Genomic DNA, 17,900 nt, shown 5'->3' on the forward strand with positions numbered 1-17,900 from the left:
TTCACTGCTGCTTACCGCCTTCGATCTGGCGCCGGCGCGCACGGCGGCTGGCGATCACCAGGAACAGCACCAGGATCACGGCGATGGGGATGGCCCACAGCCAAGACGGTTCGCGCCAGGCCTCCAGCCCGGTAGGAGCCGCGCGCGTGACCATGTCGCCGCCACGAGGATCGTCGGGGTCGAACGTGGTCACCGCGCCGGTGTCGTCCAGCATGGCGGCGTTGCCGCGGCCGAGCAACAGGCGCTGGGCCAGCACGGGTTCGTGCGCACCCAGGTTGCGGTAGGTGACGCCCCTCAGTTCGCCGCTCTCGTCCTTTCCGCCCTTTCCGTCCTTGCTGTCGGCGGCGCCGCTGGTGTGGGCCACTTGCAGGACAGCCATGCGATCCAGGGCGTGGATATCGAGCAGGGAGCGGGTTTTCTGGTCTATCTGCAAACGCCCTTGCGCATCGGCCTTGATGGCCTCGCCGCCGCCCTTCAACGGCAGGTCGAAGGCCAGGAAGGCGCGAGACGGAGCGATGGGCGCGGACGCGTCCGCGACGACGTCGAAGCGCGCCTGCGTGGCGGAGATGCCCGTGGCTTCGGAGATGCGGATGACGCGTGGCAAGGTCGTGGCCGCGTGCTCCAGGTAAGCCGGCGGCACCAGCACCTGCGCGCCGGACGCGAAGCGGGCGGCCATGCCGGCGAAGTCGTCGCGCAGTTCCGCCTTCTCCACCGCGATGTAGCTGGAAGGCAGCACGGCCGCCGGGAAACCCTGCGGCGTTTCGGCGCAGCGGTCGCTGACGGGCTGCCGCTGGAACGACACGCGCAAGACGTTGCGCGAGTTGATCGCGTAGGCTGGAATGCGCGCCTCGATGCGTTCGCGGGCGCCATTCGCGGTCAGCTGGCGGGCGCCGATGAGGTAGTCATTGAAGTACAGCGATGCGACGGGCGGCGTCGACGATACGCCGGGCGACGCCGCGACGTCGACCACGGCTTGCGTCGGCACGCGGCCGTCGTAGGCGACGCTGCCGATGGCGAAGGTGGCGGTCCAGTCAGCCTGGGTCTTCAGGTCCATGGTGCCGGGGATGCCGCCCAGGTAGTTCAGCGACACACGCCCGTCCGGATCCGCCGGCACCTCCGCGCGCGCCACCGTCAACTGCCTGCCGCGCGCAAGCTTGCGCCAGTGATTGTCGAGCAGGCCGGCGGACTTGGCCGCCGTGGCCGCGTCGAACATCAGCACGGGGCGGTTGCCCAGCAAGGTCAGGCGGATGCTGTCGCTGCCCAGCGTGCCGGCAGCCAGTTCGCTGCGATGGCTGCGCCATTGCGCATAAGCCTGGGCGGCTTCGGGATCGCGCTCCTGGATCTGCGCCTGCAAGGCGTTCAGGGCCGCCGCGATGGCGTCCAGCAACGGCTTGTCGGCGATGGCCAGGTCCGCTTGCACGGCGTCGGTCTGGCCCAGCATCAGCAAGGCGCCGATTTCCGCGGGGTCCTTGATGCGGTGCTTGTCCTTGCCGGTCAGCGCGGCGAAGGCCGGCACGGCGGCGAGCGCGGCGGGCACTTGCACGTTTTGCAGGTTCACTTCGTCGCCCGGCGCGGGGAAGGCGATAGTGCGTATCTCCTTGCCGGCCTGCTGCAGGACGAGCCCCAGGCGCCACGCGGCGTCGTAGCTGGCCGGCGCCAGGGTGCCCGGCGCCACGAGGATGGCGGGCGTGCCGGACAAAGCGTTCCATGCGGCGTCGATGCTGGTCAGCCTGCGGGCGTCGAAGCTGTAGGCCAGGTTCGACGCGGGGTCCACGCGCAGCAGGTTGCCGATATCGCCTTCGCGCTCGCACAGCGTGCGCGCGACCGACGACGACCAGCGCACGCCGAGGCGCACGACGCCCTGGGGGCGCGCGTCCTTGTCCACGCCGATCCTGACGTTGGCATCGCCGCTTTTGGCGTTGAGGGCCTGCGCCTGCACGGGGTAGCCGTCCAGTGACAGCAGCATGGTGTTGTTGCCGCCGTCGGCGTTCAGGTAGCTCGCGCGGAAATCCAGTGTGGCGTCGGTGAGCGGCACACCTACGGGCACCGGCAGATAGAGTTCGCGGCGGGCGTCGGCACCGCTGAAGACCAGCGCGTTGGCGATGTTCACATCACGCAGCGTGATCTGGCGATGCTGGATGGTGTCTTGGTCGAGGTCGGTGATGGCCTGCGTGAGGGGACTGGCCGCGAAGGCGGACACGGCCGGAAGGGAGGCGATCAGGGTCAGGAACAGGGAACGTTTGAGATATCGCTGGGCGTGAAATGGCATCGTTTATTCGGATCTGGATTTCAGGAAAGGGAGATTCGGGCGCCACTGCTCACGGCGGCTGCGTTGGCCGCATTGGCCGCATTGGCTGCGCTGGCTATGTCGTCGTCCGCGGTGAATTCGTCCACCGGACGATCCAGCAGCGCGTCCACGATGCGGGAACATGCCCGGCCATCGCCATACGGACTGACCGCGCGGGCGCTGCGGCGCCACTGCGCGTCGACGTCGAGAAGTTCGCTGACGCCGCGCACGATGGTGTCGGCGGCGGCGCCGACCAGCCGCACCGTCCCGGCCGCCACCGCCTCGGGCCGTTCCGTCAGGTCCCGCATGACGAGCACGGGCTTGCCCAACGCCGGTGCCTCTTCCTGCACGCCGCCCGAGTCGGTCAGTACGATGTGGGCGCGCTGCATCAGCCTGATGAAGGCCAGGTAGTCCAGCGGCTCGATCAGATGCACGTTCGGAAGACCGCCCAGGGCCGCTCGCACGGGCAACGCCACGGCGGGGTTGAGGTGCACGGCATAGACGATCTGCAGGTCGTCGCGCTGCGACAGGGTGCGCAGGGCCTGGCACAGTTCCATGATGCCGTCGCCCAGGTTCTCGCGACGGTGGCCGGTCACGAGCAGCAGCTTGCGGCCGGGATCGATCATGCCGAATCGTTCGTCGATGCCGCGGCACAGGGCGGTATCGGCGCACAGGCGGCGCGCGGTCATGTGCAGCGCATCGATGCCCGTATTGCCGGTGACGTAGATGTGGCCCTGCAGCCGTTCAGCCAGCAGGTTGTCGCGCGCCTGCGCCGTGGGGGCGAACAGCCACCTGGCGCCCTGGTCTATGCAGCGCCGGTTCATCTCCTCCGGCCAGGGCGTGGCGATGTCGGCGGTGCGCAGGCCGGCTTCCACGTGGCCCACCTGTATACGGCGGTGGAAGGACGCCATGGCGCCCACCAGCGCGGTGGTCGTGTCGCCGTGGACCAGCACGCAATCCGGCGTGGTTTCCTGCAGGACGGGGTCCAGGGCTGCATACAAGGCGGCAGTCAGGCCATTCAATGTCTGCCCTGGTGTCATCACTTCGAGCGAATGATCCGCCTGGATGTCGAACACCGACAACATCTGCTGCAGCATGCTCTGGTGCTGCCCTGTCACGCAGATGCGGGAATCGATTGCCGGTTCCGCGTCCATCGCCTTCAAGAGCGGCGCCATCTTGATGGCTTCCGGCCTGGTACCGAAGATGGATAGAACTTTCAAAGGGGGGTGGTGCCGGCCATGCTGCGTCGATGCCATTACTGCCGTTCTCCTTTATGGTCCGTGTCCTGATCAGCCACATGTCTAGTGCGAATACATGAGGACTTACGCAGAGCAGGTGCCCATGGATGAGTTGGCTTTCCTTGTTTTGCAAAAGATGCTTTTGGATAAATTGCGGCGGCCTTACCGTTTCATCTGACATATCCGTAAAACGCGAGCGCAAGAATTCGAGCGTTTTTGTGATGCAGGGGTAGGCAGCGCTGCGGGCAGCCTCGCCCGAGGGCCCGGGGCGGAGCCCCCGCCGCGCCCCCGCCCAACAGCGCGGCCCAGGGGCATGGCCCCTTGGTATCTCCCCGACAACGGGGTCCAGGGGCGCAGCCCCTGGCGGTCTCCCTGACATACACTCGGGAAAAAATTCCCAGCGACACGAGGCTAAACATGAACAAAGTCATGCTGATCACCGGCGCCAGCCGCGGCATCGGTGCCGCTACCGCCCTGCTGGCGGCGCGGCGCGGCTATACCGTCTGCGTCAATTACAAGAGCAATGAGCAGGCCGCCTTGGGCGTCGTCACGCGTATCCGCGCGGCCGGCGGCCAGGCCGAAGCGTTTTGCGCCGACGTTGGCGAGGAAGCCGACATCGTCAGCCTGTTCGACGCCGTGCACCAGCGCTATGGCCGCCTGGACGGCCTGGTCAACAATGCCGGCATCCTCGAACAGCAGGCCAAGGTGCGGGACATGAATGCCGCGCGCTTGCGCCGCATCCTGGACGTCAACGTGGTGGGCCCCTTCATCTGCTGCCGCGAGGCCGTGCGCCGCATGTCGATCAGCCTGGGGGGCCTGGGCGGGGTGATCGTCAACGTGTCATCGGCCGCGTCGCGGCTGGGTTCGCCCAACGAGTACGTCGACTACGCGGCTTCCAAGGGCGCCCTGGACACCCTGACCATCGGTTTGTCCAAGGAGGTCGCCGACGAGGGCATCCGCGTGAATGCGGTACGGCCAGGCATCATCGACACCGACATCCATGCCAGCGGCGGCGAACCCGGCCGCGTGGACAGGGTCAAGCACATGGTGCCCTTGCGGCGCGGCGGCACGGCCGAAGAAGTGGCCGGCGCCATCATGTGGTTTTTTTCCGAGGAAGCGACGTATTCGACGGGCGCGTTCCTGGACGTGTCCGGCGGCCGCTGAGCGGCGGTTGGTCCCCAGCGCCCGCGCCGAAGAATACCCTTGTCGCGTCGACCCACGCCCGCGCCGCGCGCGAGAGGTGGGCGCTGCGACGCCAGCAGGCCACCAGGCGCCAGCGGATTTCCGGCTGCACGATCGGGATGGACACGAAGCGCCGGCGGTCCAGGCGCTCGCCATAGTTGGCCGGTAGCAGCGCGATGCCCATGCCGCATTCCACCAGCGTCACGATCAGGTCCCACTGGCTGCTGCGGCAGGCCAGGCGCGGGGTGTAGCCCACGCTGCGGCAAGCCTGGGCGATGGTTTCGTTGAGCTGGAAGGTTTCCCCGTACAACAGGAAAGGCTCGTCCGCCAGTTCGGCCAGGCGCACGTCGGCCCGGCCTTGCCAACGGCCCTTGTGCGGCGCCAGCAGATGCAGCGGGTAATCGCAGATCTGGATACCTTCCATATCGTCAGGGACAGGCGCCAGGCAGATGCCTACATCCAGTTCCCCTTCACGCAGCGCCCGTTCCACGGCGCGGGCGCCGGATTCCAGCAGCTTCAGTTCGATGCCTGGCCACTGCTTGTGGAAGTCGGCGATGGCTGGCGCGACCAGCGATGCACCCAAGGGCGGCACGCCTATGGTCAGGCTGCCGCGCGTGAGATCGCCCAGGCCTTCCAGGTCGTCGCGCAAGGAGGTCTCGGTTGCCAGCATTTCCTGCGCGCGGGCATAGACGAGGCGGCCCGCGTCGGTGAGCGTGACGCCCCGCTTGCGGCGGCCTTCGTCGCGCGCCAGCAACGGTACGCCCAATTCTTCTTCCAGCACCTGCACCATTTTGCTGACCGTGGGTTGGGTCACGAATAGTGCATCGGCGGCGGCGGTGAAGCTGCCTTGACGCACCACTTCGGCGAAATATTTCAACGCACGCAGTTCCACGGCGGGTCTCCAAGGCGTGGGCGCGCGCACCGCTACGGTGCAGGGCGCGTTTGATTTTTTATTATGCCAAATTCGAATAATAAAAATAGAAATAATTCACTGGATACATCAGGGGGGCGTCCCTAGACTGCATGTATCGACGGGGCGGGGCGCTCTGACTGCCAAAAGGTAGTTTTTATGGGGGTACCCCCCATCGCCCCCTCTTTCGGGCTATCGCCCCTCGGGCCACGGTCGTGATCAGTCGCGGCGTTGCTTGCGGCGACGAAGGGCCGATGCAGCAGTTTTTGCTATCGCCCTGCAGGCCGTGTCCGTGAGCAATCGTGGCGTGCTTGCGGCGACGATGGGTAGATGTAGCGGGTTTGGGCTATTGCCCATCGGGCCGTGGTCGTGAGCAGTGACAAGCGAGGCGGCGGGGCGGGTGTGCCGCGTTGGCGCGGATTTTGGGCATCAAGTATTTTTCCTGGCAGCAGCAACATGAAGTCTTTCTTTCTTCCCTCGATTGCCCGCGCGCGGCCGGCCATGGCGCGGCTTGGGCAGAGTCTTTTCCTGGTCGTGGCCTTCGCCGTGGCCGCGCAGGTGACCCAGCTGCTGCATCTGCCGCTGGCGCCCGGCGTGGTGGGCTTGCTGACCGTGCTGGCGCTGCTGTTCAGCGGCATCGTCAAGGTCGATTGGATCAAGGGCGGCGCCAACTGGCTGCTCAATAACCTGGTGCTGTTCTTCATCCCCAGCGTCGTCGCGGTGGTGAAGTACTTCGACCTGTTCCGCCGCGAAGGGGTGCAGCTGGTGCTGGCGATCGCCTTGGGCACCCTGCTGGTGATGGCCGCCACCGCCCTGGCCGTCCACCTGGGCCGGCGCCTGGAAGACAGGCTGGCGCGATTCACGCAGCGCGTGCCGCGCGGCAAGACGGCCTGAGGATATCCGGGCGTCCGGGCGTCCGGGCATCCGGCATCCGGCATCTGGCGTCCAGCGTCCAAGGTAACCCCGGCCGCCGACTGCCGAATGTCGAATGCCGGATGCCTGATCGATACCATGAATACACTACTACCTCTCTTCTGCCTGGCCTGGACGCTGTTGCTGTACTTCGTCGCCAAGCCCTTGTACCTGCGCTATCGCAAGCCCTGGCTGTCGCCCGCCATCGTCGTGCCCGCGCTGACGATCCTGCTGATGTTGCTGGCGCACATCCCCTATGCCTCGTATTTCGAGGAAACCCACTGGCTGACCTGGCTGATGGGGCCCGCTACCGTGGCCTTCGCCGTTCCCATCTACGAATACCGCCAGGTGGCGCGGCGCCATGCGCTGTCCTTGGGCATGGGCGTGGCCACTGGCATGGTGGTGGCGATGGTGAGCAGCTGCCTGCTGGCGCGCATGTTCGGCTTCAGCGCCGAAGTGACGCACAGCCTGATGGCGCGTTCCATCTCCACGCCGTTTGCCGTCGCGTTGGCCGAACGCACGGGCGGGTCGGCTGAACTGGTATCGCTGTTCACCATCATCACGGGACTGGTCGGCATGATTGCGGGCGACAGCCTGCTGGCCGTGCTGCGGCTGCGCTCGAAGCTGGCGCATGGCGCATCCTATGGGGCCGGCGCGCATGGCTTCGGCGCCGCCCGCGCGCGGGAACGCGACAGCGAGGAAGGCGTGGTGGCCAGCCTGACCCTGGTCATCGCCGGCATCGGCATGGTGGTCGTCGGCCCGGCGCTCAGTGGGCTGGTCAGCGGCCTATTGGGCGGCTGAAACAACGCATCCGCGCCGCCGCCGGCGGCACGCAGCCTTGTTGCCAGCGCGTCCACAGTGCCCGCTTGCGGGACGCATCTTCGGGCCGCACGGGCGCCGCCGCGTGTCCACCGACCGGACGGGGCGTGCCGCGCGGCAGCGGGCGGGCATCAGTAATCAGTATGATCGGCCGATTCGCCATCCCCTGACTCAACGGGTGCGCGCAACCCGATACGGTTACGGCCGCCACGGGCCGTCGCCCGTGCCTGGAACCTGCCGCCATCATGAAAGCCATTGATATGAAGGACTTCGGCGACGCCGACGTCCTGCAATTGCAAGACGTCGCCGATCCCGCCCTGCGTCCGCACGATCTGCTGGTGCGCAACCGTGCCGCCGGCGTCAATCGCGCCGACCTGAACCAGCGCCGTGGCGCTTACGGCCGTGCCGACTTCGGTGATTCCACCTTGATGGGATTGGAAATCGCCGGCGAGGTGATCGCCGTGGGCGACCAGGTGCAGGGCTACCGGCCGGGCGATCGCGTGATGGGCATCGTCGGCGGCGGCGGCTATGCCGAAGTGGCACGCATCGACTACCGCATGGCCATGCCGGTGCCGTCCAGCCTGGACGACATCCAGGCCGGCGCCATTCCGGAAGTGTTCGTCACTGCCCATGAAGCCTTGTTGCACCTGGGCCGGCTCGAACCCCATGAAAAAGCCTTGATCCATGCGGGCGCCAGCGGCGTCGGCTCGGCCGCCATCCAGCTGGCCCGCGCGCTGGGCGCCACGGTGTATGCCACGGCGGACGGCGCCAAGGCGCAACGTGTGCGCGAGTTCGGCGCCGAACTGGTGATCGACTACAAGAACGAGGACTATGCCGAAGCGGTGGCGCGCGCCACCGGCGGCCGCGGCGTGGATGTGATCGTCGACTTCGTCGGCGGACCGTACCTGGAACGCAATGTCCGCAGCCTGGCCGATGGCGGGCGTCTGGTGCAGGTGGGACTGATGGGCGGCAAGTCCGCGACGCTGCCCATGGACCGGCTGCTGTTCGGCCATCTGCAGATCATGGGCACGGTGATGAAGTCGCGGCCGCCGGAGGTCAAGCAGGCCATGGTGCGGCGCTTCCGCGAGCGCTGGCTGGACGCCTTCGCCCGTGGCGACCTGCAGCCCATCGTCGACAGCGTCTTCCCCTTGGCGCAAGCCGCCGAAGCGCATCGCCGCATGGAATCGAACCAGAATATCGGGAAGATCATTCTGGCCTGTTGAGGGCAGGGCCGGAGGCGGCGTTACTCCGGCCGGATGTTGGCGTCGTGCGCGACCTTCTGCCACTTGACGATTTCAGACTGGATGAAATCGGCGAAGTATTGCGGCGGCTGGGTCACGGGGTCGATCCCCATCTGCGCCAGGGTCTGCTTGACGTCGGGCGCGGACAGGGCCTTGTTGATCTCCGCGTTCAGCTTGACGATGACGGCGGGCGGTGTCCCCGCGGGAGCCAGCACGCCGCCCCAGGTGCTGGTGTCATAGCCGGGCAGGCCGGCTTCCGCCATGGTCGGCACATCCGGATAGGACGCCGCGCGGCGCGTGGTGGTCACCGCCAGCGGCCGCACGGAATGGCCCGAGACGGGAGCATGCAGGGCGGCCAGGGTGTCGAACATCATGGACACGCGGCCGCTGGTCAGGTCCGGATGGGCCGCCGTGCTGCCTTTGTAGGGCACGTGCACCATGTCCAGTCCCGCCATGCTTTTGAACAGTTCACCGGAGAAATGCGGTGCGCCGCCGGGACCGCTGGACGCGAAGGTCAGTTCATGCGGGTGCGCCTTGCCGTAGGCGATCAGCTCCTGCACGTTTTTTACCGGCAGGCTGGGCGTGACCACCAACATCAGCGGCACCGAGTGGGTCATCGCCACTGGCGCGAAGCTTTTGACCGTGTCGTAGGGCAGCTTGAACATGGAGGGGTTGATGGCGTGGGAGCTGGCCGCCAGCACCAGGGTGTAGCCGTCGGGCGCAGCTTTGGCGACGTAGTCTTCGCCGATGGTGCCGGTGGCGCCCGGCTTGTTGGTCACGACAACCGACTGGCCCATCGAAACGCTCATTTTCTGGCCGATCAAGCGGGCCACGATGTCGATGGCGCCGCCCGGTGAGGCGGGGATGATGATGGTGATGGGGTGATCGGGGTAGGCGCCGGCCGCGAGCACCGGCGCGGTTGCCAGGCTGGCCAGCAGCACGGCCATGCCGCGCGACAGTCGCTGCAGCGGTTGGCGGAAGAAGCCGCGGAAGCGCTTGCCGGGCGTGGACGCGGAAGCCGCCTGGCCGGCGGGCGCGGTGACGATGGGCGCGGTGACGATGGGCGCGGTGGCGCTGGGCGCAGGAGCGACACGCGCGGAACGAGCGTAGGCCATGGGTTTGTCTCCTCTATGTCATTGGTATACTAAAATACTAAAATATTAGTTGGCAGACAGCAAGCCGTTCTTTCCCGCCTTCCTGTTGCTGGAGGCGGAGGCAGAAGAAGATAAATCATCAATTCATTAATGAATTAATGAATTGATGATTGAACGGTGAGGGAAAGGATGTAAGGAGGACTACCCTTCATCCTCGCCGCCCGGCATTGCGGTGCCGGATGCCATGCGGCCATGGTCCAGCCACCAGTAGCGTTCCACCGCATCGATGCCGGCAGCAGGCGCGTTGACGCCGATGGCGCGCAGCTGGCTGGCGTAGGCGGCGATTGCCAGGCGTTTGCGTTCGGGATCGCCGCGGCTGGCACATTCGACAGGCGTGGCATGGATGCGCCGGCGCGCCAGGCGTCCCAGCACACGCTGCAACACGCCTTCCCGATAGCGATAGAGCTCATCCTCATAACCCAGCCACAGCAGCCGCGGCCGTTGCGGCAGCAGCAGCAACGCCGCCTCGCGCACCCGTTCATGGTCGCAATGGTGCAGCCCCAGCGGCAACGCAACCACGTCCGGCGCGTAGTCATCGATAACTCGGGCCAGCGCCTTGGCCAGGCGCTCACGTCCCGGCAAGGGTCCGTACTGGCTGTCCAGGAACCCCAGATGGCCAGCCTCCACCCCCAACAACGCCATGGCCCGCGCATCCTCCGCCAGCCGTGCACGCATGGCGGCATCGCTATCCTCGAACCCGCAACCTTTGTCCCATTTGGTCGAGACCGGCTTGCCGGGCATGCCGGTATAGACCGTCACCACGCGCGCATTGGCCGCCGCCGTCAGCAGCAACCCGCAACCCAGTGCCCCATCATCGAGATGCGGTGAAATCACCAGCAGCCTTCCCGCATCGAACATCGCCCGCATACCGTCGACCTCAAGCCGCGGCGCCGGCGGCCGGCCCCGCCAGGCCCGCGACCGCGACATTGCCGGCACTGGCTGCCTCGGCCACGCCACCCGCTTTCGCTGGCCCGGCCAGACTGCCCATGCCGCTCACAGACGCAACAGCAGCCAGACCGACGACGAAGTCCGCGAAGCCGCCCCGCGCGCGCGCCGCCTTGCGGGCGCTGGTCACCACGCGCGGCAAGGCGCTCCACTTGATGGCGACGCCATTGGCCTGCAAGGCCTGCACCAGCGCCACGTCTTCTCCCAGTGCCAAACCGCTGAAGCCACCCGCCGCGGTGTAAGCCCGTGAACTGACGCCCAGATTCGCGCCATGCACATGCCGGTGATCGTCGTGATGCTGGTAATGCGCCAGATAGCGCAGGCGCACCACATCGGTATGTTCCGACCAATCCTCCACCGTCACGCAACCGCACACCGCATCGCATTGCAGGGACAACTGGTCGGCCAGCCAACGCTGGTCCACCACCGAATCGGCATCGGTGAACGCCAGCCAGCGCGCCCCCGCAGCCAGCAAGTGCGCGGCGCCATGGCAACGCGCGACGCCGACGTTGCGCGCCTCGATACGCAATCCGGTCACCACCCTGGCCATGACGATTTCCGCCGACCTGTCCCGGCAATCGTCCAGCACCACCACGATGCGGACTTCCTCGCCGCCCAGGTCGGGATGCGACGCCGCGCGGAGCAGCGCATCCAGGCAGGCCGCGAGAGAGGCCTCTTCATCATGCGCGGGGACGACGACGCCTATCATGATGCCAGGCCCTCCCGGCACGCCAGCGACGCGGGATCACGGCTCCACACCTGCAGCAGGAAGTCCTGCTCCGCATGATCCGCCAGGGGATGAAGCCCCGCCTGCCGCGCGATGGCGCCATGCACCACGTGCGTATGCAAACGGCGCTCGGCGAAATCGTGCAGCCAGTGGCAGGCCACGATGGCGCCGCCGGGCGCCAGGCTGGCGACCGCACGCGCGGCCAGGCGATCCCACGAGCGCGCGTCGAAGTAGTAGCCCAACTCGCTCAGCACGATGAGGTCGAAGGTGTGGTGCTTCTCCACGGGCCACTCGTCCGGCAGCACCGCCCGCGCCAGCGTGACGTTGTGCATGCCCGCGCGGGCACAGCGAGCGCGCGCCGCGTCCACGGCCGGCTGGCTGAGGTCAGTGGCCAGGACGTGATCGGCGCGCTCCGCCAGGGCTTGCGTCAGCACACCGCTGGCACAGCCCGGTTCGAACACGCGGCCCAGGCGCGCGGCGGGCAGGCTGGCCAGCAGCACCGCGCGTTTGCGCGCTTCATACCAATGCGTGGACACGCCCCAGGGGTCTTCCCGCTGCGCGTAAAGTTGCTCGAAGTACGCCGTGTCTACAGCCGCCATGCTTGCTCCGCCGCGGGAAGTTGCGTAACCCCCTGCCCCAGCTGCGCCAGATCGCGCTCGGCGTGGCTCTGGCGCAAGAACACGGGAAGATCCGCGTAGCGGCGCGCCAGCGCGGCATCGCGGCAAAAGGGCGCCGGGCCCATGGCCTTGCCGACCGCGTCGAGCACGCTCAAGGCAGCCGCTTCGGCCGCCGCGCGCACGCGCAGGGCAAGTATCCGCGCATCGCCCTGCGGATCGTCATCGATCGCCTGGGCGGCTGCGCGCAGCAAGGCCGCGGCCTGCTGCAGGATGACATCGGCCCGGCCCAGATGCGCCAGCGCATGCGGTTCAGCGCGGCGCGCCTGCGCGGCCGCCAGCGTGCGCACCAGGGGCAGCGTGGCGCCGTACCAGCAGGCCGCGATGCCGGCGCCGCCCTGCCAGAAGCCGGGGCGCGCGATATACGCGCCCACCGCGCCGACCGGCCACGCAGGTGTGCCGTCGAAACACACATCGACACTGCCGCTGCCCGCCATGCCGACCGCATGCCAGCCCTCATCGGTCACCCGCACACCAGGCGCCTGCAGGCACACCGCGGCCAGCGCCGCCTCGCCCGCTTCATTGAAATACGTCACCAGCGCGTGCGTGACCCAGGCGGCACCCGAGCACCAGGCCTTGCGTCCGCTGAGCGCAATGCCTTCGGCCCGCGCCACGCCCTCGACCCGCGCGTCCGGCGGCTGGGCCGCCCATACCGCCCAGACGGGCGTGCCGTCGACCTGCGCGCGCGCCATCCGCGCGATGCGGCCTTGCGGGTCCAGCTCCGCCAGGATGGCGACGGCATCCGTATGGCCTTCGTATAACTTGATGGCCGCGACATCCAGGGCGGCCACGTCGGCCAGCACGCGCCAGCGCTGCAGCGTCTTGCCGGCGCCGGGCAGCGGCAGGTCGCCGGTCTGGCGGATGACCGCGCGCAGGCTGGCGGCGGGATCGTCCGGCGACCAGGACGGCAAAGACAGCGCTGCGGATGATGGGGCCAATTCTGTTCTCCTCTTCGCGCCTCCCAAGGCAATCTGCGTGCCCACTTTCAGGCGTGCCCGCTTTGTTGATATGCTCGGTTACCAACAGAGCATTTCAGTAATCAAGCCTGCTCAGCCAAGCGGGGCGCGGTTTTCGGGCCATCCCATAGTCCGGGTGTAGTCCTTTTGATGCCATGACGCTGTCACACGCACTACGTATGGGGGACAGCATTGGCATAATCCGACCGCGGCCATGATGCCCGCTACCTTATTGGCCATCGTCTGATGGCCGTCATCCGAGACTCGAACCATGAGATGGTTGCTGGCGTTACTGGGATTTATTTTCGGCGCGGGTCTGGCTGATAGTCTTGGCCTGCCTGTCCTGCAGTTGGCCGTGCTGTGCACGGTCGCCGGCTTCTTCCTGCCCCAACTGGCCAGGCGCAAGAACGGCACGGGCGCCGCCCGCGCCGCGGGCTACGGGCAGCACCCGTCGAATTCGCCGCAGCCGAATGTGCCGCTACAGAATCTGCCGCTGCCGGAACGGGTGCTGCGCCTGGAGCGGGAAGTGGCGCAGCTGCGGGCCGAGATGGCGCAACTGAGGACGCATGGACCGGCGGCGGAAGGCGCCGCTGGCACGCTGCCGCCTGCCCAGGCTGCAACCGCGGCAGCAGGCACGCTGCCCACCAGCGCCGATGCGGAAGTATTCCCTGGTCCGGTGCCCACCAGCGTCGATGCCGACGTGTTCCCTGCTCCGGCAGCCGCGCCACCCCCTACGCCGATCGCCAGCGACGACGCGGCCGATCGGGACGGGTACTTCGATACACCGCCGGTGCAAACGCCGGCGGCAGCGGCGGCGCACGCCAGCGCCGGCGCAAGCGGCCATGCAAGTGCCACTGTCGGCGCGAACGTAAACGCCGGTGCGACCGCCACGGCCAGCGCAGCCAAGCCGCGCCAGCCGGACCCGTTCGAGCGTGGGGTGGCCGCTATTCGCGGCTGGCTGCTGGGCGGCAATACGGTGGTGCGGGTGGGCATGGTCGTGCTGTTCTTCGGCATCGCCTTCCTGCTCAAGTACGCCGCCGACAATGACATGTTCCCGGTCGAATTCCGCCTGGCCGGCGTGGCGGGCGCGGCCATCGTGCTGCTGGCGGCGGGCTGGCGCCTGCGTGCCCGGCGCCATGCCTACGGGCTGGTGCTGCAGGGCGGCGGCATCGGCATTCTCTACCTGACCGTCTTCGCCGCGACTCGGCTCTATGCCTTGCTGCCACCCGGCGCCGCCCTGCCCCTGATGATCGTCATCTGCGTATTCAGCGCCCTGCTGGCGGTACAGCAGAACGCGGCCGTGCTGGCCTTCATGGGCAGCGCCGGCGGTTTCCTGGCTCCCGTGCTGCTGTCCACCGGTGGCGGCAGCCACGTCACGCTGTTCAGCTATTACGCCCTGCTCAATGCCGGCATCCTGGCGGTGGCGTGGTTCAAGGCCTGGCGTTCGCTGAACCTGCTGGGTTTCGCGTTCACCTTCGGCATCGGCGCCTTGTGGGGCGCGTCGGCGTACCAGCCGGCGCTGTTCGCCAGCACCGAGCCCTTCCTGCTGCTGTTCTTCCTGATGTACGTGGGCATCGCCCTGCTCTACGCCCTGCGCCGCGACCTGGCCCTGATGCATTACGTCGACGGCACGCTGGTGTTCGGCACGCCCTTGGTCACCATCCTGCTGCAGGCCGCCCTGGTGCAAGGCAAGGAATTCGCACTGGCCTATAGCGCGCTGGCGCTGTCCGCGTTCTACCTTTTGCTGGCCGCCTGGCTGCGGCGCGGCCACGCCCGCCTGGCACTGCTGTTCGAAGCCATGCTGGCGCTGGCCGTGCTGTTTGCCACGCTGGCCGTGCCCCTGGCCTTCAGCGGTCCGACCACCAGCGCGGTGTGGGCGATCGAAGGCGCCGCCATCGTCTGGGTCAGCGTGCGCCAGCGCCGCCTGCTGGCGCTGGCCTTCGCGCTGCTGCTGCAAGTAGCCGCCGCACTGGCGTTCTTCGGCGTGGAAGCGAAAGCCCTCTTCCTGGGCGGCATGCCGCCAGTGCCGGTGCTCAATGGCAATTACATCGGCAAGGTGCTGATCGCCATCGCGGCCTTGTTCAGCGCATGGCAGTTGAATGCGCGCGGTTCGGCGGGCAAGCCCGCGGCGGCGGCCTGGCGCCCCGAGTTGTCCGGCATCGGCGTGGCGATGGCGGTGTGGGGCTTGCTGTGGTGGACTTGCGCCGGCCTGTACGAGATCTTCTACTATTTCTCGTCCGACCCTTACGGCAGCCCCGGCTGGAAGTACGCCCTGGACGCCGACGTCCTGTTCCTGGTGCTGACGGCGTGGCTGGCGCATGCCCTGCGCCGCGCCCTGGACTGGCCGCTGGCGCGCTGGCCCGGCGTCGCGCTGCCACCCGCGCTGGCCATCATCGGTGCGCTGGCCAGCCTGGCGGGCGCGCCGCTGTCCAATGTCGTGGCGCTACCGCTGGGGCTGCTGCTGTCGTGGCTGCTGCTCTATCGGGAGCGGGATGATCTCCCGCCCCGGCTGCTGGGCGCGCTGCATACCCTGTCGTTCTGGACCCTGTGCGCATTGCTGACGATGGAAGGCTACGTGCGGCTGGGCGACTGGGTACCGGAGGGTACGTGGCAGTGGAGCGCCTGGGCTTACGGCTATGGCCTGATGCTGCTGTTGCTGGCCGGCCCCGGCGCACGCCTGGCGTGGCCGGTGCGGCGGCATGCGCACGCTTACCTGGTCTGGGGCGCCACGCCCTTGGCGCTGCTGCTGTGGGGCTGGAGCCTGCTCAGCGTCTTCAGCGATGGCGACGCCGCGCCGCTGTTCTACCTGCCGCTGCTGAATCCGCTGGACGTCGCGATATTGCTGGCGGCACTGGCCGGCGTCGTGTGGGTGCGGCGCCTGGATGCCCTGGCCTTGCGTCCCGCCGGCACGGCCTGGAGCAAGGGCAGCCCGCTGCCGCGCACGCTGGCCGCGCTGACGGCATTCGTGTGGCTCAATGCCATGCTGCTACGGTCGCTGCATCATTGGACCGGCGTGGCCTACGACCTGGATGCCTTGAGCGCATCGACCCTGGTGCAGGCGGCGGTTTCCGTGTTCTGGACGGTTTGCGCGCTGGCCACCATGATTCTTGCCACGCGCCGCGGCAGCCGGCCCTTGTGGTTCACGGGCGCGGGCCTGCTGGGTATCACGGTGGTCAAGCTGTTCCTGTTCGACCTGTCCTACCTGTCGGGGATCTCGCGTATCGTCGCCTTCATCGGCATCGGGTTGCTGCTACTGCTGATCGGCTATTTTTCGCCCCTGCCGCCGCGCAAGGCCGGGGCCGCGGAGGACGCTTCATGATTTCGTCGCCTGCTGTCCGCAGCGCGGCCGCGACCGTGTTTGCCGCCATTGCTGGCGCCGGCCCCGCAATCGCTGCCAGCGCGGAAACGGCCGCGCCCGCCGCCGTGGTCGTACACCGCTACGCGCTGGAGCCGCTAGGCAGTGCGTCTTATTACCAGGTCACACTGAACGACGCCGTCTACGCGGCCAGCCGCCGTAGCGATCTCAGCGATCTGCGCATCCTGGATGGCGCCGGCGAACCGGTACCTTTCACCTTCGACAATGCCGTCGCCGCGGCCCGCCCCGCGACCTTGCGGCCCGTGCGCTGGTTTCCCCTGCCGGCCACGGGCGGCCAGGGCGCGGAAGACGGCGGCAGCGGAAACGATAACAACAGTGGCACCCTCAGCCTCACCATCGGCCCCGACGGCAGCCTGCACGCCGCACCCAGATCCGCGGCGGTCCCGGCGCGCGGTGGCGACATCATCGACCTGGGCGCGGATGGCGCGCCGCTATCCGCGCTGCTGATCCACCTGCAGGACAAGTCATGGCAAGGCCGGGTCGATGTCGCCGTCAGTGCCGACCTGCGCGCCTGGACGCCCGTGATCCAGGCGCCGCTGCTGAAGACCGGCAGCGGCGATGCGACGCTGGCGCAGGAACGGGTGGAACTGGACGGACTGCGCGCGCGCTATGTGCGGCTGCGCTGGCCGGACGGTGCGCCGACGCTGGCCGGGATCGACGCCGAATCCACGCCCATGGATGCCACGCCCCCCACTCGCGCGTGGCGCGGTGGCATCGCCACGCAGGCCGGTGCCAACGCGGGCGAGTATCGGTTCGACACTGGCGGGGCCTATCCCGTGGACCGTGTCCAATTCGATCTGCCGCAGCCCAATACCGTGGCGCGCGGCCAGCTTTACTCGCGCGCCGATGCCCAGGCGCCCTGGCGCAGGGTGGCCGAAGGGCAGTTGTTGCGGCTGCAGGCCGCGATGCCGAATGGCGCCACCGCCAATGCCGGCAGCGCCGCGGCAGGACAGGGCGAACAGCGCAATCCCCCCTGGGCCGTGCCGGTCGACGCCGACCGGTATTGGCGCCTGTCGGTGGACACGCGCGGCGGCGGCCTGGGCAGCGGCCTGCCCACGGTCTCGCTGGGCTGGCGTCCCACGATCGTCACGTTCGTGGCGCGCGGCACCGGCCCCTTCGTCCTGGCGGTGGGCAATCCCAACTGGCGAGCATCGGCGGTGACGCTGGCCGACCTGATGGCGACGGATGCCGGCGCGCCCGCGCAAGCGCGCATAGGCCGCGAACTGGCACCCATGCCGCCCGCCGTGGTCGCACGGCAAGAAGACCCAGGCGCTGGCCGGCGCTATGTGCTGTGGGGCGCCCTGGTGATTGCCGTCGCCATGTTGGCGGGCATGGCCTGGCGTCTGTCGCGCACCAAGCCGCGCCCTTGATCGCGTCTCGTTGATCGCGCCTCCTTGCCCGCGCCTCCTTGCCTGCATCTCCTTGACCGCGTCCCGTTGACCGCGCTGCGGTGGGCCCCGCAGCGCCGGGCCAGCGCCA

The 17,900-nt window shown here is 68.1% G+C and carries 14 protein-coding genes; 6 read left to right on the forward strand and 8 right to left on the reverse strand.

The genetic code is table 11. The features are described from left to right. Position 1: 1 nt before the first annotated feature. Together CEY05_RS20275 and wecB are read right to left on the reverse strand one after the other, a co-directional pair. Complete coding sequence (locus tag CEY05_RS20275) at positions 2-2,269, reverse strand: cellulose biosynthesis cyclic di-GMP-binding regulatory protein BcsB (protein ID WP_088597518.1); 2,268 nt, start codon at positions 2,267-2,269, stop codon at positions 2-4. 20 nt (positions 2,270-2,289) lie between these two features. After that, the gene (wecB, locus tag CEY05_RS20280; protein WP_088597517.1) at positions 2,290-3,543 is read right to left on the reverse strand and encodes a non-hydrolyzing UDP-N-acetylglucosamine 2-epimerase; all 1,254 of its coding nucleotides are present in this window, start codon (positions 3,541-3,543) and stop codon (positions 2,290-2,292) included. A 399-nt stretch (positions 3,544-3,942) separates the two neighbouring features. Between wecB and CEY05_RS20285 the strand changes: the two genes are divergently transcribed. After that, a complete protein-coding gene (locus CEY05_RS20285) occupies positions 3,943-4,689 on the forward strand; it encodes an SDR family oxidoreductase (RefSeq protein WP_088597516.1) in 747 nt (248 codons plus the stop codon). Here CEY05_RS20285 and CEY05_RS20290 read toward each other — a convergent pair. Further along, complete coding sequence (locus CEY05_RS20290; protein ID WP_143220528.1) at positions 4,619-5,599, reverse strand: LysR family transcriptional regulator; 981 nt, start codon at positions 5,597-5,599, stop codon at positions 4,619-4,621. The genes CEY05_RS20285 and CEY05_RS20290 overlap by 71 nt on opposite strands. 474 nt (positions 5,600-6,073) lie before the next feature. On the opposite strand from CEY05_RS20290, the gene CEY05_RS20295 reads away from it, so the two are divergent. The 3 genes from CEY05_RS20295 (at position 6,074) to CEY05_RS20305 (ending at position 8,571) form a co-directional block, all read left to right on the forward strand. After that, entirely contained in the window at positions 6,074-6,511 is a 438-nt protein-coding gene (locus CEY05_RS20295; RefSeq protein WP_233161618.1) for a CidA/LrgA family protein, read from the forward strand. Between the two features lie 117 nt (positions 6,512-6,628). Next, the gene (locus tag CEY05_RS20300) at positions 6,629-7,330 is read left to right on the forward strand and encodes an LrgB family protein (protein ID WP_088597733.1); all 702 of its coding nucleotides are present in this window, start codon (positions 6,629-6,631) and stop codon (positions 7,328-7,330) included. Positions 7,331-7,593: 263 nt separating this feature from the next. Then, complete coding sequence (locus tag CEY05_RS20305; RefSeq protein WP_088597514.1) at positions 7,594-8,571, forward strand: NAD(P)H-quinone oxidoreductase; 978 nt, start codon at positions 7,594-7,596, stop codon at positions 8,569-8,571. 20 nt (positions 8,572-8,591) lie between these two features. Here the strand turns inward: CEY05_RS20305 and CEY05_RS20310 are convergent, their stop codons facing one another. The 5 genes from CEY05_RS20310 to CEY05_RS20330 all read right to left on the reverse strand — a co-directional run bounded on the left by CEY05_RS20310 (position 8,592) and on the right by CEY05_RS20330 (position 13,027). Then, positions 8,592-9,704 carry a tripartite tricarboxylate transporter substrate binding protein gene (locus CEY05_RS20310; RefSeq protein WP_233161619.1) on the reverse strand — a complete coding sequence of 371 codons (1,113 nt, stop codon included), beginning with the start codon at positions 9,702-9,704 and terminating at the stop codon, positions 8,592-8,594. 180 nt (positions 9,705-9,884) lie between these two features. Further along, positions 9,885-10,610 carry a PIG-L deacetylase family protein gene (locus CEY05_RS20315; protein WP_088597731.1) on the reverse strand — a complete coding sequence of 242 codons (726 nt, stop codon included), beginning with the start codon at positions 10,608-10,610 and terminating at the stop codon, positions 9,885-9,887. A 10-nt stretch (positions 10,611-10,620) separates the two neighbouring features. Further along, positions 10,621-11,397 carry a glycosyltransferase family 2 protein gene (locus tag CEY05_RS20320; protein WP_088597513.1) on the reverse strand — a complete coding sequence of 259 codons (777 nt, stop codon included), beginning with the start codon at positions 11,395-11,397 and terminating at the stop codon, positions 10,621-10,623. After that, positions 11,394-12,014, reverse strand: coding sequence for a class I SAM-dependent methyltransferase (locus CEY05_RS20325; RefSeq protein ID WP_088597512.1), 621 nt, complete (start codon positions 12,012-12,014; stop codon positions 11,394-11,396). The genes CEY05_RS20320 and CEY05_RS20325 overlap by 4 nt, the downstream gene beginning before the upstream one ends. Then, the gene (locus CEY05_RS20330) at positions 12,002-13,027 is read right to left on the reverse strand and encodes an acyl-CoA dehydrogenase (RefSeq protein WP_143220530.1); all 1,026 of its coding nucleotides are present in this window, start codon (positions 13,025-13,027) and stop codon (positions 12,002-12,004) included. The genes CEY05_RS20325 and CEY05_RS20330 overlap by 13 nt, the downstream gene beginning before the upstream one ends. 289 nt (positions 13,028-13,316) lie before the next feature. Between CEY05_RS20330 and CEY05_RS20335 the strand changes: the two genes are divergently transcribed. Together CEY05_RS20335 and CEY05_RS20340 are read left to right on the forward strand one after the other, a co-directional pair. Further along, complete coding sequence (locus CEY05_RS20335; protein ID WP_088597510.1) at positions 13,317-16,364, forward strand: DUF2339 domain-containing protein; 3,048 nt, start codon at positions 13,317-13,319, stop codon at positions 16,362-16,364. Beyond that, positions 16,361-17,791, forward strand: coding sequence for a DUF3999 domain-containing protein (locus CEY05_RS20340; protein WP_088597509.1), 1,431 nt, complete (start codon positions 16,361-16,363; stop codon positions 17,789-17,791). Before CEY05_RS20335 ends, CEY05_RS20340 begins: the two co-directional genes overlap by 4 nt. The last annotated feature ends 109 nt before the right edge of the window (positions 17,792-17,900 follow it).

The organism is Achromobacter sp. HZ34, from assembly GCF_002209485.1.
Classification (GTDB): domain Bacteria; phylum Pseudomonadota; class Gammaproteobacteria; order Burkholderiales; family Burkholderiaceae_B; genus Bordetella_C.

Excerpts from the sequence above, each read along its gene's own strand:
- CEY05_RS20275 (WP_088597518.1), bottom strand. The coding sequence starts at position 2,269 with ATGCCATTTCACGCCCAGCGATATCTCAAACGTTCCCTGTTCCTGACC.
- wecB (WP_088597517.1), bottom strand. The coding sequence starts at position 3,543 with ATGGCATCGACGCAGCATGGCCGGCACCACCCCCCTTTGAAAGTTCTA.
- CEY05_RS20285 (WP_088597516.1), top strand. The coding sequence starts at position 3,943 with ATGAACAAAGTCATGCTGATCACCGGCGCCAGCCGCGGCATCGGTGCC.
- CEY05_RS20295 (WP_233161618.1), top strand. The coding sequence starts at position 6,074 with ATGAAGTCTTTCTTTCTTCCCTCGATTGCCCGCGCGCGGCCGGCCATG.
- CEY05_RS20300 (WP_088597733.1), top strand. The coding sequence starts at position 6,629 with ATGAATACACTACTACCTCTCTTCTGCCTGGCCTGGACGCTGTTGCTG.
- CEY05_RS20305 (WP_088597514.1), top strand. The coding sequence starts at position 7,594 with ATGAAAGCCATTGATATGAAGGACTTCGGCGACGCCGACGTCCTGCAA.
- CEY05_RS20310 (WP_233161619.1), bottom strand. The coding sequence starts at position 9,704 with ATGGCCTACGCTCGTTCCGCGCGTGTCGCTCCTGCGCCCAGCGCCACC.
- CEY05_RS20315 (WP_088597731.1), bottom strand. The coding sequence starts at position 10,610 with ATGCGGGCGATGTTCGATGCGGGAAGGCTGCTGGTGATTTCACCGCAT.
- CEY05_RS20320 (WP_088597513.1), bottom strand. The coding sequence starts at position 11,397 with ATGATAGGCGTCGTCGTCCCCGCGCATGATGAAGAGGCCTCTCTCGCG.
- CEY05_RS20325 (WP_088597512.1), bottom strand. The coding sequence starts at position 12,014 with ATGGCGGCTGTAGACACGGCGTACTTCGAGCAACTTTACGCGCAGCGG.
- CEY05_RS20335 (WP_088597510.1), top strand. The coding sequence starts at position 13,317 with ATGAGATGGTTGCTGGCGTTACTGGGATTTATTTTCGGCGCGGGTCTG.
- CEY05_RS20340 (WP_088597509.1), top strand. The coding sequence starts at position 16,361 with ATGATTTCGTCGCCTGCTGTCCGCAGCGCGGCCGCGACCGTGTTTGCC.